This is a genomic window from Nevskia sp., from assembly GCF_051860985.1.
GTDB lineage: Bacteria > Pseudomonadota > Gammaproteobacteria > Nevskiales > Nevskiaceae > Nevskia.
In genome coordinates, this window is the sequence record NZ_JBIMKV010000009.1 from 72,193 (window position 1) to 85,254 (window position 13,062).

Consider the following 13,062-nt stretch of genomic DNA (forward strand, 5'->3'; position numbering starts at 1 on the left):
CATGCGCTTCAAGGCCGTCACGCTCGATCTGGATGACACGCTGTGGCCGGTCGCGCCGACCATTCGCGGCGCCGAGGCCGCCGCCAACGCCTGGTTTGCGGACCATGCACCGGCCGTGCTGGCCGACTGGGACCCGCCGGCGCGGCTGGCCTTGCGCCAGCGGATCGTCGAGGACCATCCGCAGCAGGCCCACGATCTGGGCTTCATTCGCCGCGAGATGTTCCGGCAGATGCTGGCCCGCAGCGGCCACGACAGCGGTGCTGCGGAAACCGTCCACGCGATCTTCATGCGCGCCCGCCAGCAGGTGACGCTTTACGACGGCGCAGCCGAGGCGCTGGCCGAACTCGCGGCGCGCTACCCGATCGTCGCGATCTCCAACGGCAATGCCGACCTGCGCGCGATCGGCCTCGACGCGCATTTCCGCGATGCGCTGTCCGCCAGCGATTTCGGCGCTGCCAAGCCTGATCCGGCGATCTTCCACGCCGCCTGCGCCACGCTGGCGCTGCCGCCGGAGGAGGTGCTGCATGTCGGCGACGACGCCCACACCGACGTGATCGGCGCGCGCCGCGCCGGGCTGCGGGCCGGCTGGATCAATGCCGGCGGGCAGGCCTGGACGGATAACGAACATGCGCCGGACATCGAGGCGGAATCGTTCGCGGCGCTGGTCGCGCGGCTGCTGCGCGGCTAGGCCCGGACCGCTCCGGGTCGCCGCGTCCGGTCGCGGATCAGGCGGTAGCGGTCCGCTGCTGCTTGTCCAGCCAGACGCCGAGCCCCTGGGCGTTCAGTTCCAGATCGAAGGCCAGCCAGTCGCGCGCGGTGTCGTCGCTGACCGGCGCTGCCATCGCCGCCAATTCTTCCAGCGCGTGCAGGGTCAGCGCCTCGACGATCCGGGCATGACGGTCCGGCACGTCGGCCAGATGCAGGGCGATGCTCTGGTACATCGCCAGATCGCCGCGCAGGTCGGCGGCCAGCTGCGGCACGTTGCCGACCCGGCCGTAATGGGTCAGGTACATCCAGGCCGGATCGGCGGCCAGGAAGCGATCGAGCGTCTGCAGCCAGGCCTCCGGCTCGAACTGCACCGGCGTCGTGGTCGGCAGCAGGGTCGCGCCGTTGGGGCCATCGAACACCCGGTAGGACAGGCCGAAGGTGTCGCCGGCGAACCAGCCACGGCTCTGCGCGTCCCAGATCGCGTAGTGGTGCCGGGCATGGCCGGGCGCGTCGATGAAGCGCAGCTCGCGGCCGCCGAGATCGAGCTGGAAGCCGTCGTCGGCGACGATCACGCGGCTGGCCTCGATCGGCACGATCTCGCCGTACATCGCGGCCATTTTTTCCGGGCCGTATACCCCGGTGGCACCGGCGATCAGCGCCGTCGGATCGATCAAGTGCTTCGCCCCGCGCGGATGCACCACCAGCTTCGCGTTCGGGCATTCGCGCATCAGCAGGCCGGCGCCGCCGGCGTGATCGAGATGGACGTGGGTCGGCATCACGTAGGCGATCTGCCCGAGCCCGATGCCGCGCGCCGCCAGCACCGCCTTGATGCCCGGCACCGACAGCGAGGTGCCGCAGTCGACGAATGCGTACTGGTCGCCGCCGCCGATCAGGTAGCAGCAGGCCTGGCCCGGTCGTACCTGTTCGGTGTCGATGCAGGTGATGGCGTTCGGATAGTCGACGGTGGCGGGAACGGCAGCGGACATGGCGATCGGTCGGTCTCGGCTCGCCCGGATTATAGGTTTCGCGCTGGCCCTTGCCTGTTCGGGTGGGCCAGCGCCCGCAGCGCAGGCGGCGCTCAGTCCTGCCGCCACTTGAACAGCGCGGCGCCGAGCGCGAGGTAGACCGCGCTCATGGTCGCCAGCGCCGCCAGCGGATAGCCGAGCTGGGCGAGCCCGGCGCCGTCGAGCATGATCGCCCGCGCCGCGTTCAGCAGATGGGTCAGCGGCAGGAACTCGGCGGCGATCTGCAGCGCCCGGGGCGCGCCATCCATCGAGAAGAACACGCCGCAGACCACCATCATCGGCGTCGAGATCACGTTCAGAATGCCGCCGGCCAGCTCCTCGCTGGCCAGCCGGGCCGACACCACCAGCCCCATCGCGATCATCGAGAAGGCGCCGATCGTGACCACCACCAGCAGGTCCAGATAGTGACCTTCCATGCGCAGGCCAAGCAGTAGCCGGCAGGCGCCAAACACCAGGGCGTTGACCACCAGGATCAGCGCCAGCCGGCTCAGCAGCTGGGCGATCAGGAACTCCACCGCGCGCAGCGGCGTGGCGTTGAGCCGCTTCAGGTAGCCGTTCTTGCGGTAGCGGACGATCACGTAGCCGATGCCGAACAGGCAGGCGAACATCATGTTCATGCCGAGCACGCCGGGCGCCACCCAGTCGACGTAGCGGATCTCGTGGCCGGCGGTTTCCTCGCGCTGCAACGCCGGGCCGCCGCTGCCGGCGATCAGGCGTTCCAGCAGCGCGCCCTTCGGCGACTGGGTGTTGACCCAGTAGCGCGGTGGCTGCGCGGCGAGATCGACCAGCAGGTCGATGCGGTGGCGCTGCACCTTGGGCAGCGCGACGGCCACCGTGTCCTCGCGGTAGAACTGCACCTGCGGCGTGCCCAGGAACGGATGCAGGCTGGCATCCAGCTTCACGTCGGCCGGGGCAATCACCGCGACCTTGAACAGCGGCTGGCCGGGGCCGGAAAACACGAAGGCCAGACCGGCGACCATCAGGATCGGAAACACCAGGTTCCAGCCCAGCGACGAACGATCGCGCACGAATTCCAGGCTGCGCGCCCAGGTGGCGGCGGCGATGCGGCGAACCATGTCCTTCATTCCCGCAGGCCTCGTCCGGTCAGTTCGATGAACAGGTCTTCGAGCGCGCGCGGCCGGATGCGCAGCTGCGCCAGCGACACGCCCTGCGCCAGCAATGCAGCGACCGCCGCGTTGACGTCCGGCGTCTGGATTTCCACGGTGTCACCCTGGGCGACGCCGCACAAACCGGCAGCCGCCAGCCGCGCAGCCTCGGCAGCCGGCAGTTCCAGCACCGAATCGTTGAAGTGCTCGGCCAGCAGCTGGCCCGGCGCGCCCCGGGCGATGATCCGGCCGCGATCGACGATGACGATCTCGTCGCACAGCCGCTGCGCTTCTTCCATGTAGTGCGTGGTCAGCACGATGGTCTTGCCGGCCGCCTTGATGTCGGTGACCAGGTCCCAGAAATTGCGCCGCGCCTGCGGGTCGAGGCCGGTGGTCGGCTCGTCGAGGAACAGCAGCTCCGGATCGTTGACCAGCGCGATCGCCAGCAGCAGCCGCTGGCGCTGGCCACCGCTGAGCTTCTTGGAATCGCGGTCGAGGAATTCCTCCAGCCGGCACAGCGCGATCAGTTCCTCGATCGGCCGCCGCACCGGATACAGCGCGCTGAAGAAGCGCAGGTTCTCGATCACCGTCAGGTGATCCTGCAGGGCGGTCGACTGGAACTGGATGCCGACCCGTTCGCGGTAGCGCGGCCCGAGCGGCTCGCCCCGGTACCGCACCGTGCCGGCGGTCGGCTTCAGCAGCCCTTCGCAGATCTCGATGGTGGTGCTCTTGCCCGCCCCGTTCGGGCCCAGCAGGCCGAAGCAGGTGCCGGCGAGCACCTCGAAACTCAGGCCGTCGACGGCCTTCACCTGCTTGAAATGCTTGACCAGATCGCGGACTTCGAGGACTGGCGGGGCGGCGGGATTCGTCATGCCGCGCAGTCTGCCGCAAGGCGATCCGCAGCGCCGGTAACGGCGATTTTCTGGCCCGGATTTGCCATTGCCGGCGCCGCTGGCGACGGCGATCCTGCACGGACAAGAACCATCTCGAGGAGACACCGATGCTTCGATCCCGCTGCCGGACCGCCGCGCTGGCCGCGCTGCTGCCGCTCGCCGCCGCTGCCGTGCCGGAAGGCCCGTCCTACCCGTCCGCCGCCTGGACGGCGCGCGAGACCGCCAACTACGCCAAGGTGCTGGAAGCGCCGACCGAACAGGTCGCCAACCCGGCGTTCATGCTGCGCCTCGGCACCCAGAGCACGCTGAACACCAGCAGCCTGCTGCTGCGGGATCTCCTCGACCCGAGCTGGGCGCTGGCCTATACGCCAGCGCAGGCGGCCGCGGTGGAGGCGCTGCGCGGGCCGAACCCGGTGCTGAAGACGCTCGACGAGATCACCGCGCTGATCCGCAACGATCCGGCCGCCTCGCTGCAGCTGCCGCTCGGCGTGCCGGTGGCGCTGCCGCTGTGCTCGAGCTACGCCGGACCCTGCGCCGGCGATCCCTACCGATGGCCGTCGGTCGATCCGTTCTACACGCTCGAGGCGGTGGTCGAACCGGTGGTGTTCTACGACGCCGGCTGCGCCCGGCTGTCCGGCCGCGTCTGGAAGCCGCGCCAGCTGCTCGGCCAGCGGCGGCTGCCGGGCATCGTCATCGAGAACGGTTCGGTACAGGCGCCGGAAACCGCGTACTGGTGGATGGCCCAGGCGCTGGTGCGCGCCGGCTATACGGTGCTGACCTTCGATCCGCGCGGCCAGGGGCGCTCCGATTTCGCGACGCCGACCCTTCAGCAGGGCACCAACATCAACCCCAGCGTGTTCTGGACCGGCCTGGTCAACGCCATCGATTTCATGCGCTCCCGCCCCGGCCGGCCGTATCCGCACGAAGCCCGCTGCGCCGGCACCTACCCGACCCGCACCGCCGCGTTCAACCCGCTCCACGCCGCGCTCGATCTCGACCGCTTCGGCATCGTCGGCCATTCGCTCGGCGCGATCGGCGTGTCGGTCGTGCAGGGCTACGGCGCACCCGGCGCCGACCGCTGGCCGGGGCTGATCGATGCCCGCAACCCGGTCGATGTCGCGGTTGCCTGGGACGGCCTGATCTCCCCGGCCGACGGCACGCCGGGCGGCGCTGGCGGTGCGCTGTTCGAACGGCTGCCGCAGTTGCTGACCACGGCACTGGTCGATCAGGTGATCACCCGCGACGAGCCGCGCTGGCGGCCGCGCGTGCCGACCATGGGCCAGTCCTCGGAGTACGGCATCGCGCCGCTGCCGCTGCTCGCGCCGCCGGACCCGGACGCGCATACCACCGGCTTCGCCGCCTGGAAGGCGGCCGGCATCCCGAGCTACGAGCTGACCATTCGCGGTAGCTCGCATTTCGAATGGAGCCTGATCCCGACCTTCCCGACCACCAGCTGGTGTCCGAGCACGCTGGGCGGCCGCTGCAACGGCGGCTGGGGCCGGCCGATGGCCGAGCACTACACGCTGGCCTGGCTCGACCGCTGGCTGAAGCTGCCGACCGAAGCCGGCTACGCGACGGCCGATGCCCGCCTGCTGGCCGATGCCGACTGGCGCGATCGCACCAGCTTCCACTTCCGTTCGGCCCGCAGCTTCGTCACCCGCAGCGGCCAGCGGAAGGTCTGCAGCGACATCCGCGCCGGCTGCCGCTGAGCCGGGAAACACGGGGAAGCGCGGCCGAGGCGCCAGGCCGTTCGCTGAGAATCCCGCCGAAGTGCCGTTGCCGGCACTTCGGCGGACGCGCTCATTTCTTCTTGCCGGGGCTCGTCTGGGCGCGCATCCGCACCAGGTCGATCAGATCCTCGCGGCGATAGATCGCCAGCTTCCGGTAGATGCGGGTGGTGTGGTTGGCGACGGTCGACACCGCGATACCGTACTGGCGGGCGATCGACTTCAGCGTCTTGCCGTTGCCGAGCGCACGGGCGATTTCCTGCTCGCGCGGCGACAGCGAATCCAGCGGCAGCGGCTTGCGCGCATAGATCAGGTACAGCTGGCCGGAGCGGCGCACACGCAAGTGCAGCGGGCCGTGCACGAACTCGCCGCCTTCCTCGCCGAGCACCGCTTCCGGCAGATCGAACGGCAGCCGCACCATCGGCGTCTCGGCCGCGTGATCGAGCATCTCCAGGAAGCGTTCGCTGGCGGCGAACAGCGTGCCTTCGGAATCGGCCATCGCCGCCGAGCCGCGATTGGCGCGGCCCATTGCCTGCAGCCAGTCGTCGCGACGGATGAACTGATGCAGCGCCAGCGCACCGGCCTCGACCAGATGGGCCAGGATCCGGCGCAGGGTTTCCGCAGACACCAGCTTGCGATCGAGCGGGAACTGCAGCAGCACCGTGCTGACGATGCCGCCGTCACGATGGGCGTAGTGCACGGCGAGGCCGTTGTGGCCGCGCACCGGCACTTCGATCACCGCTTCCTGACGACCGGTCTGGAACACCAGCGCATCGAGCGCCTCGACGGTGACATGCGGCGTCGGATGCTGGGTCAGCTCGCCACCGCGGGTGCCGATACCGCGCGACCACCAGGCCGCCGAGCTGGCGCCCAGCCGTTCGCAGACCTTCGCCAGCGCCTTGCCACGGTAGTCCTGCCATTCGTCGTCGACCGCGCTGCGGTAGAGGCCGTGAATCAGTTCGTCGGTCGAGTCCATCGTCTCAGCGAATCCTGCTGGTTCGTTTTATAGGTGTGATGCAACGGCCGGTGGAGGCACGCGGCGTTGACGCGTCATGCGCTGATCGAAGCATCCGCGTTATCGCCACGCCTGCGCAAGTGGTGGCCGGCGCAGGGGCGAACCCGCAGATCGGCAGCCGCAGCCGGCCGGATCAAGCCCGCATTCGGGCATGCTGCGCGCCGACCTGCCCCGCGCCGCGTACCCGCCCGTGACTCCCGATCTGTTCGATGCCCTGCACGCTGCCCTGGCCCGCCTGCCGGTCTTGCCGGGCAGCTTCAATCCGTGGCTAAACGCCAACGCCGACGATGCGGCCGACAACGGACCCGCGCGCCGGCGGGCTCATCTGCGCGCCCACGCGACGCGGCCGGGCCTGCGGCTGGTGCTGATCGGCGAGGCGGCGGGCTACCAGGGCTGCCGGATCTCGGGCATCCCGTTCACCTCCGAAGCGCTGCTGATCGACGGCAGCATTCCCGGCATCGCGGCCACGCCACGGCTGTCGACCCGACCTCGGCCGTGGAGCGAGCCGTCGGCGCGGGTGGTCTGGCGCACGCTGTACGAGCAGCAGCTGGCCGACTGCACGTTCCTGTGGAATGCCTTTCCGCTGCATCCGCACGAGCCCGACCGGCCGCATTCCAATCGCACGCCGAGCCGCACCGAACTGGCCGCCGGCGAACCGGTGCTGGCGGCGTTGCGAACCGCGCTGCCGGACGCCCTGCTGGCGGCGGTCGGCAACAAGTCGTCGGAGGCGCTGACCCGGCTCGGCTACGCGCACGTGGCGCTGCGCCACCCGGCCTATGGCGGGGTCAACGAATTCGTCGCCGGCGTCGGGCAGCTGGCCTTGCGTCTGCGATCGGAGCGGCCCGGCCGCTGAAACGCAGTAGCCGCCGCGCGGAAAACGATCAGGCCAGCTTGCGCAGCCCGCGGCCGATCGCCAGCTGCAGCAGCTGCTTGACCAGCGCCGCCGCCCCCGGCACGGCGGCCGTGAACTCGATCCGCCAGTGCACCTGGCTGCCGCCGCCGGGCAGCGCCTTGAACACCAGCCGGCCGTGGTGGTTCTTCAGCGGCCAGCCGCCACGGGTGATCTTGTAGTCGATCGACTTGTCGACCACTGCGCCGACTACGGTTTCCTCGATCGCCAGCGGACCCATGCCGATGCGGCGCACCGAACCGATGCCGTTGGGCGCCGACTTGCCGTCCTGGATGCGCTTGACCGGCACGCCCAGCACGCTGCCCAGCCGGTCGTGATCGGCCAGCGCCGCGTACAGGTCGGCAACGGCGCGGGACGATTCCTGGGTGATCTGGACAATCTGCATCGATGAACCTCGGCAGCGGAAAATGGAAAGAGACTGCAGCCTACAATGCCGCAGCGCAACAATGCCGATTTCCCCGCTGCCGGCGACCCCGCCTTACTTCTTGGCCGGCGCCGCGCCGGACACCGTCACGGTGATCTTTTCCGACTGCAGGCTCGGGTTGAAGGCCTGCTGCTTCCAGTCGGCGAACAGCAGCTGCAGCGTGTGGCTGCCCGGCGTCAGAGTCAGCGCGGTTTCGGTCTGGCCCTTGTCGAAATGGATGATCTTCGGGTTGTCGAGCGGCAGCGCCAGCGTGGCGTCGAACTGCGGATCGTCAACCAGCAGCACGTGGTGGCCGGTGTCGGCGCTCTGCACGCCCGGCGGCGACACGCCGGCGCCCTTCAGGCCGAACTGGACCAGCACCGGGCTGGCCACGGTGGCGCCGGTCTTCAGGTTGATGAAGTAGACCGAGGCGCCGGCCGGCGCCGGATTGGCGAGGCCCAGCGACTGTTCGACCTTGGCGCCGGCCTGCTGCTTGGCAGCGTCCTTCAGATCCTTCTTCCAGTCGGCAAGCGCCACGCCGGTGGCGGCGACAAACGTCAGAGCAACAAGAACTGCGCGCATCGGGAGATTCCTGGTCGGTGGTGAAATGGGGTGCTGTGGTCAGCGGCGGCAGTCTGCGCGGCAGCGGCTGAAAGCCGGCTGAACGCGTCGATGGTAGCGCGGCCGGATGATGCTTCGACGACCTCGGAAACGGGCGCGGCCGCGAATGACGGATCGCGCCCGGCGCGGCACACTCGCGGCTCCATCCCGTCCACCGGAAGCCGCCCGATGTCGACCGCCGCCGCTGCGCCGCTGTATCGCCTGTTCCACTCGCCGGGCGCCTGCTCGCTGGCGCCGCACATCGTGCTGGAACTGCTGGCCGAGACGCACGGCGTCCGCTACGAGCCGGTGCGGGTGGTGATTGCCGACGGCGCCAACCGCAAGCCGGAGTACCTGACGATCAATCCGCGCGGCCGGGTACCGGCGCTGGCCTTCCGCGACGCCGGCGGCGCCGAGCAGATCCTGACCGAATCAACCGCGATCCTGCTGTTCCTGGCCAGCCGCCATCCGGAAGCGGGCCTGGCGCCGACCGATCCGGTCGCCGCGATCCGGGTCGTCGAATTCCTCAGCTGGCTGGCCACCACCATGCACCAGACCGGCGTGCGGACCGTGTTCCGGCCCGAGCGCTTCACCACCGGCACCGACAAGGCCGCCCACGAAGGCATCGCCGAGCAGGGCCGGATCACCGTGCGTACCGGCTACGCCGAGCTAGAAGCCAGCCTGGCCGGCCGGCGCTACGCGCTGGGCGAAACCTTCAGCCTGGTCGACGCGATGCTGGTCGTGCATTACCGCTGGGGCAACCGCTGCGGCATCGACATGCGCCATGACTACCCGCGCTTCGCCGCGCTGGTCGACCGGCTGCGGGCGATCCCGGCCGTGGCCCGGGTGATCGCCCGCGAAGGCATCCAGGTCGACTGAGGTGCTGCGCGTGCGGCCTCAGTCCTTCGGCTGCGGCACCACGCGCAGGTACGGCTTGAGCGTCTTCCAGCCGTCCGGGAACAGCTTGGCGGCGTCCTCGTTCTTCAGCGCCGGCACGATGATCACGTCCTCGCCCTGCTGCCAGTTCACCGGCGTGGCGACCTTGTGGCGGTCGGTCAGCTGCAAGCTGTCGATGACCCGCAGGATCTCGTCGAAATTGCGGCCGGTCGAGGCCGGATAGGTCAGGCTCAGGCGCAGCTTCTTGTTCGGGTCGATGACGAACACGCTGCGCACAGTGAAAGTGTCGCTGGCGTTCGGGTGAATCATGTCGTAGAGGTCTGCCACCTTGCGGTCGGCGTCGGCGATCAGCGGAAAGTTCAGCGCCGCGCCCTGGGTTTCCTCGATGTCCTTGGCCCAGCCGTGATGGTCTTCGAGCTTGTCGACCGACAGGCCGATCGCCTTGACGTTGCGGCGCTCGAACTCCGGCTTCAGCTTCGCCGTGTAGCCGAGTTCGGTGGTGCACACCGGCGTGTAGTTCTTCGGATGGCTGAACAGCACGCCCCAAGACGTGCCCAGCCAGTCGTGGAAGCGGATCGGGCCTTCGGTGGTGTCGGCGGTGAAGTCCGGGACGATGTCGCCCAGTCGCAAAGTCATGTTCGTTCTCCAGTCTCGTGCAGCGGGGTCGACATGATGCGCGCGCCGGCCGGCCGATCAATGGCCGGGCCAATCACCGTTTTTCATGTCCTTGGAACCTTTTCGGACGGCCTGCGGCGGCCGGCCCGGACGCTTCAGGCTTCGGCCAGCCCCGAGGCCGGATGGCGGCGCACCAGCTTGGCCGACTTGTAGGCGAAGCGCAGCGTCAGGCCGAGCGCCGCCGCCGCCAGTCCGGCGGTCAGCCCCCACCACAGGCCGTCCGGACCCAGCTGGCGCTGGAACGCCAGCCACCATGCCACTGGCATGCCGATGCCCCAGTACGAGACCAGGGTCAGCAGCATCGGCATCCGGGTGTCCTTGAGCCCGCGCAGCGCGCCATTGGCGGTGGCCTGCACGCCGTCGAACAGCTGGAACGCCGCCGAGATCAGCAGGAAGCCGCCGGCCTGCGCGGCGATCACCGGATCGGCGGTGTAGACGCTGATGATCAGGCCCGTGAACAGCAGCATGATCGCTGCGTTCGAGGCCGCATTCAGCGTGCCCAGCCCGAGCCCGACCAGGCCGCGCCAGCGCGCGGCGGCGTGGTCACCGGCGCCGGCGGCATGGCCGACCCGCACGGTGGTCGCCATGCCGACGCCGAGCGGGATCATGAACACCAGCGACGAGAAATTGATCGCCACCTGGTACGAGGCCACCGTGGCTTCGCCGAAGCGCGCCATCAGCAAGGCCATCAGCACGAACAGGCCGCCCTCGGCAGTGATGATCGCGGCGATCGGCAGGCCCAGCCGGAGGATCTCGCGGCCGCCCTCGCCGGCTGCCGCGCGCGGGTCGCGCGAAGCCTGCATCGCCTCGCGCAGCACCGGCACCCGGCGGTACTGCAGGCCGAGCACGGCCACCATCAGGGCGGTCGCCAAAGTCGAGGCCAGCCCCAGCCCGTTGATGCCGAGCGCCGGCAGGCCGGCATGGCCGAACACCAGCAGCCAGCCGAACAGCGCGTTGGCGGCCAGGCCGGTCAGCCCGGCGATGACGATCGGCCGTACCTGGCCGAGCCCTTCGGCGGCAAAGCGCAGCACGAACCACAGCGCGGTCATGAAGCCGGCCATCGAGAACCAGCGCAGGAAGCCGATGGCGTCGGCGGTGGTGTCGGCCGACAGGTTCAGCTGGCGCAGCACGGTCGGCCCGGCCAGGTTCAGCAGGCCGGTCCACAGCAGGCCGGCGATCACGCCGAAACGCTGCGAGCGGCGCAGGAAGCCGCCAATCTCGGCCGCCGGCCGCTGCGCGCCGAACAGCTGCGCGGCGATCGGCGAGCAGGCCATCAGCAGGCCCATGAAGAAGATCAGGAACAGGTTGTAGACATTGACCGCGACCGCCACCGCCGCCAGCGCACGCGGGCCGAGCTGGCCGGCGTAGAGCGTGTCGATGGTGCCCATGCCGACGGCAGCGATCTGCGCCGCGATCAGCGGCAGGGCCAGACGAAGATTGGCTTTCGCTTCGTCGCGAAAGGCCGGCGGAAGAAGACGGGACATGGTTGCATCCGGGTTCCGGGCACGGCCGGGAAGGTGATCTCCCGAGGCCGGGCCGGCGGGAAAGGCCGCGCATTGTGCGCTCGCCGACGGCGGCCTTCCAGCCGCCGGCCACCCGGCCGGCACCGATCGCGCCATTGATCGAGACAGCAGCGCCGCCGCCTGTGCATCATCTGCCGTCCCCGTCGCTCCGCCCCGTCTTGAACCTTCCCGAAACCCAGTTCGCCGCGCTTGGCGATGACCGCGTGGCCTACCAGACCCTCGGGCCGCCGCCCGGCGTCGACGGCCGCGACCTGGTCCACACCACCGGCGTCTGGAGCCATCTCGACATCTTCTGGGAAGAGCCGGCCGCGGCCCGCTCGATGCGCCGGCTGGCCAGCTTCGCGCGGCTGATCCGCTTCGACCGGCGCGGCTGCGGGTTGTCCGACGCCCGGCCGCTCGATGGCGGCTCGATGGTCGACCACTGGTGCGAGGACCTGCTCGCCGTGCTCGATGCCTGCGCGTCGAAGCAGACCGTGCTGATGGGCAACATCGACGCCGGCCCGCTGCTGCTGGAATTCACCCGGCGTCATCCGGCGCGGGTGTCCGGGCTGATCTTCGTGTTCACCAGCGCCTGCTTCGCCCAGCGCCCGGACTACCCGCAAGGCCACCCGGCGGAAGTCGGCGAAGCGCTGATCGAGATGATCGCCCAGGGCTGGGGCCGCACCGAGTTTGCCGCCCGCTTCGACCCCAGCCAGGCCGACAACCCGACGACCCTGCGCTGGTACACCAAGCTGCACCGGGCCATGGCCAGCCCGCGCGCGGTGGTCGAGAACCTGCAGATCTCGGCCAGCCTCGATGCCCGCCACATCCTGCCGACGGTCGCCGTGCCGGCGCTGTCGATCGGCCGCCGCGACCTGGGCATTTTCCCGGCCGCGCAAAGCCGCTACATCGCCGATCACATCCCCGGCGCGCGCTACCTGGAATTCCCCGGCAGCGATGCCGACATGCTCTGGGAGAGCAGCGAGGAGATCCACGCCGCGATCGAGGAGTTCATGACCGGCCGCCGGCCGGTGGCCAGCACCGAACGGGCGTTAGCCACGCTGCTGTTCACCGACATCGTCGATTCGACCAAGCAGCTGGCCCGGCTCGGCGACACCGTCTGGCGCGACCGGCTCGACCAGCACGACCGCGCCGTGCGTGCGGCGATCGAGGCCCACGGCGGCCGGCTGGTCGATTCCGCCGGCGACGGCACGCTGGCGATGTTCCCGATGCCCGGGGCGGCGATCGACTGCGCGCAGTCGCTGCCGCCGACGATGGCGCGGCTCGGGCTCGACATCCGTGTCGGCCTGCATATCGGCGAAGTGGAACTGCGCGAAGCCGGCCGCATCGGCGGCATGGCGGTGCACATTGGTGCGCGCGTGCTCGGGCTGGCCGACGCTGGCGAGGTGCTGGTGTCGCGCACCCTGCGCGATGTCGTGATCGGCGGCCGCTACGAATTCAAGGAGCGCGGCGTGCACACGCTGAAAGGCGTGCCGAGCAAATGGCCGCTGTACGCCGTGGAGCCACCCGACGACGGCGACGAGGCCGACGGCGGCAGCCTGCGCGAGCGGCTGCGCAGCCTGCGGCGCTGAAACGCCGCA

13 protein-coding genes are annotated in these 13,062 nt (G+C 70.0%); 5 read left to right on the forward strand and 8 right to left on the reverse strand.

Features of this window, described 5'->3' with window-relative positions; genetic code table 11:
- The first annotated feature begins 1 nt into the window (after position 1).
- The gene (locus ACTIGJ_RS10745; RefSeq protein WP_439640307.1) at positions 2–688 is read left to right on the forward strand and encodes an HAD family hydrolase; all 687 of its coding nucleotides are present in this window, start codon (positions 2–4) and stop codon (positions 686–688) included.
- 37 nt (positions 689–725) lie between these two features.
- Here ACTIGJ_RS10745 and ACTIGJ_RS10750 read toward each other — a convergent pair whose 3' ends face one another.
- The 3 genes from ACTIGJ_RS10750 to ACTIGJ_RS10760 all read right to left on the reverse strand — a co-directional run bounded on the left by ACTIGJ_RS10750 (position 726) and on the right by ACTIGJ_RS10760 (position 3,711).
- Positions 726–1,694 carry an MBL fold metallo-hydrolase gene (locus tag ACTIGJ_RS10750; RefSeq protein WP_439640308.1) on the reverse strand — a complete coding sequence of 323 codons (969 nt, stop codon included), beginning with the start codon at positions 1,692–1,694 and terminating at the stop codon, positions 726–728.
- Positions 1,695–1,786: 92 nt separating this feature from the next.
- The gene (locus ACTIGJ_RS10755) at positions 1,787–2,818 is read right to left on the reverse strand and encodes an ABC transporter permease (RefSeq protein ID WP_439640309.1); all 1,032 of its coding nucleotides are present in this window, start codon (positions 2,816–2,818) and stop codon (positions 1,787–1,789) included.
- On the reverse strand, positions 2,815–3,711 hold the full coding sequence (locus ACTIGJ_RS10760; protein ID WP_439640310.1) for an ABC transporter ATP-binding protein: 897 nt from the start codon (positions 3,709–3,711) through the stop codon (positions 2,815–2,817). The genes ACTIGJ_RS10755 and ACTIGJ_RS10760 overlap by 4 nt, the downstream gene beginning before the upstream one ends.
- A gap of 128 nt (positions 3,712–3,839) precedes the next feature.
- Between ACTIGJ_RS10760 and ACTIGJ_RS10765 the strand changes: the two genes are divergently transcribed.
- Positions 3,840–5,441, forward strand: a complete 1,602-nt coding sequence (locus tag ACTIGJ_RS10765; protein WP_439640311.1) for an alpha/beta hydrolase family protein — start codon at positions 3,840–3,842, stop codon at positions 5,439–5,441.
- 91 nt (positions 5,442–5,532) lie between these two features.
- Here ACTIGJ_RS10765 and ACTIGJ_RS10770 read toward each other — a convergent pair whose 3' ends face one another.
- Positions 5,533–6,435: a helix-turn-helix transcriptional regulator gene (locus ACTIGJ_RS10770; protein ID WP_439640312.1), complete on the reverse strand. Its 903-nt coding sequence runs from the start codon at positions 6,433–6,435 to the stop codon at positions 5,533–5,535.
- A gap of 229 nt (positions 6,436–6,664) precedes the next feature.
- Between ACTIGJ_RS10770 and ACTIGJ_RS10775 the strand changes: the two genes are divergently transcribed.
- Positions 6,665–7,327 (forward strand): uracil-DNA glycosylase, encoded by a 663-nt coding sequence (locus ACTIGJ_RS10775; protein ID WP_439640313.1) that lies wholly within the window; start codon positions 6,665–6,667, stop codon positions 7,325–7,327.
- 28 nt (positions 7,328–7,355) lie between these two features.
- On the opposite strand, the gene ACTIGJ_RS10780 is transcribed toward ACTIGJ_RS10775, so the two are convergent.
- On the reverse strand, positions 7,356–7,769 hold the full coding sequence (locus tag ACTIGJ_RS10780) for an SRPBCC family protein (RefSeq protein WP_439640314.1): 414 nt from the start codon (positions 7,767–7,769) through the stop codon (positions 7,356–7,358).
- A 93-nt stretch (positions 7,770–7,862) separates the two neighbouring features.
- Positions 7,863–8,369, reverse strand: coding sequence for a DUF4399 domain-containing protein (locus tag ACTIGJ_RS10785; RefSeq protein ID WP_439640315.1), 507 nt, complete (start codon positions 8,367–8,369; stop codon positions 7,863–7,865).
- Positions 8,370–8,576: 207 nt separating this feature from the next.
- On the opposite strand from ACTIGJ_RS10785, the gene ACTIGJ_RS10790 reads away from it, so the two are divergent.
- Positions 8,577–9,266 (forward strand): glutathione S-transferase family protein, encoded by a 690-nt coding sequence (locus ACTIGJ_RS10790; RefSeq protein WP_439640316.1) that lies wholly within the window; start codon positions 8,577–8,579, stop codon positions 9,264–9,266.
- 18 nt (positions 9,267–9,284) lie between these two features.
- On the opposite strand, the gene ACTIGJ_RS10795 is transcribed toward ACTIGJ_RS10790, so the two are convergent.
- Together ACTIGJ_RS10795 and ACTIGJ_RS10800 are read right to left on the reverse strand one after the other, a co-directional pair.
- Positions 9,285–9,920, reverse strand: coding sequence for a peroxiredoxin (locus ACTIGJ_RS10795; RefSeq protein WP_439640317.1), 636 nt, complete (start codon positions 9,918–9,920; stop codon positions 9,285–9,287).
- Positions 9,921–10,054: 134 nt separating this feature from the next.
- Complete coding sequence (locus tag ACTIGJ_RS10800; protein ID WP_439640318.1) at positions 10,055–11,443, reverse strand: MATE family efflux transporter; 1,389 nt, start codon at positions 11,441–11,443, stop codon at positions 10,055–10,057.
- A 197-nt stretch (positions 11,444–11,640) separates the two neighbouring features.
- Here ACTIGJ_RS10800 and ACTIGJ_RS10805 point away from each other — a divergent pair, with 197 nt between their 5' ends.
- Positions 11,641–13,053 carry an adenylate/guanylate cyclase domain-containing protein gene (locus ACTIGJ_RS10805; protein WP_439640319.1) on the forward strand — a complete coding sequence of 471 codons (1,413 nt, stop codon included), beginning with the start codon at positions 11,641–11,643 and terminating at the stop codon, positions 13,051–13,053.
- Positions 13,054–13,062: the final 9 nt, after the last annotated feature.

What these genes read in the sequence shown, in the direction of transcription:
- ACTIGJ_RS10745 (WP_439640307.1), top strand. Translation starts at nt 2, where the DNA reads ATGCGCTTCAAGGCCGTCACGCTCGATCTGGATGACACGCTGTGGCCG.
- ACTIGJ_RS10750 (WP_439640308.1), bottom strand. Translation starts at nt 1,694, where the DNA reads ATGTCCGCTGCCGTTCCCGCCACCGTCGACTATCCGAACGCCATCACC.
- ACTIGJ_RS10755 (WP_439640309.1), bottom strand. Translation starts at nt 2,818, where the DNA reads ATGAAGGACATGGTTCGCCGCATCGCCGCCGCCACCTGGGCGCGCAGC.
- ACTIGJ_RS10760 (WP_439640310.1), bottom strand. Translation starts at nt 3,711, where the DNA reads ATGACGAATCCCGCCGCCCCGCCAGTCCTCGAAGTCCGCGATCTGGTC.
- ACTIGJ_RS10765 (WP_439640311.1), top strand. Translation starts at nt 3,840, where the DNA reads ATGCTTCGATCCCGCTGCCGGACCGCCGCGCTGGCCGCGCTGCTGCCG.
- ACTIGJ_RS10770 (WP_439640312.1), bottom strand. Translation starts at nt 6,435, where the DNA reads ATGGACTCGACCGACGAACTGATTCACGGCCTCTACCGCAGCGCGGTC.
- ACTIGJ_RS10780 (WP_439640314.1), bottom strand. Translation starts at nt 7,769, where the DNA reads ATGCAGATTGTCCAGATCACCCAGGAATCGTCCCGCGCCGTTGCCGAC.
- ACTIGJ_RS10785 (WP_439640315.1), bottom strand. Translation starts at nt 8,369, where the DNA reads ATGCGCGCAGTTCTTGTTGCTCTGACGTTTGTCGCCGCCACCGGCGTG.
- ACTIGJ_RS10790 (WP_439640316.1), top strand. Translation starts at nt 8,577, where the DNA reads ATGTCGACCGCCGCCGCTGCGCCGCTGTATCGCCTGTTCCACTCGCCG.
- ACTIGJ_RS10795 (WP_439640317.1), bottom strand. Translation starts at nt 9,920, where the DNA reads ATGACTTTGCGACTGGGCGACATCGTCCCGGACTTCACCGCCGACACC.
- ACTIGJ_RS10800 (WP_439640318.1), bottom strand. Translation starts at nt 11,443, where the DNA reads ATGTCCCGTCTTCTTCCGCCGGCCTTTCGCGACGAAGCGAAAGCCAAT.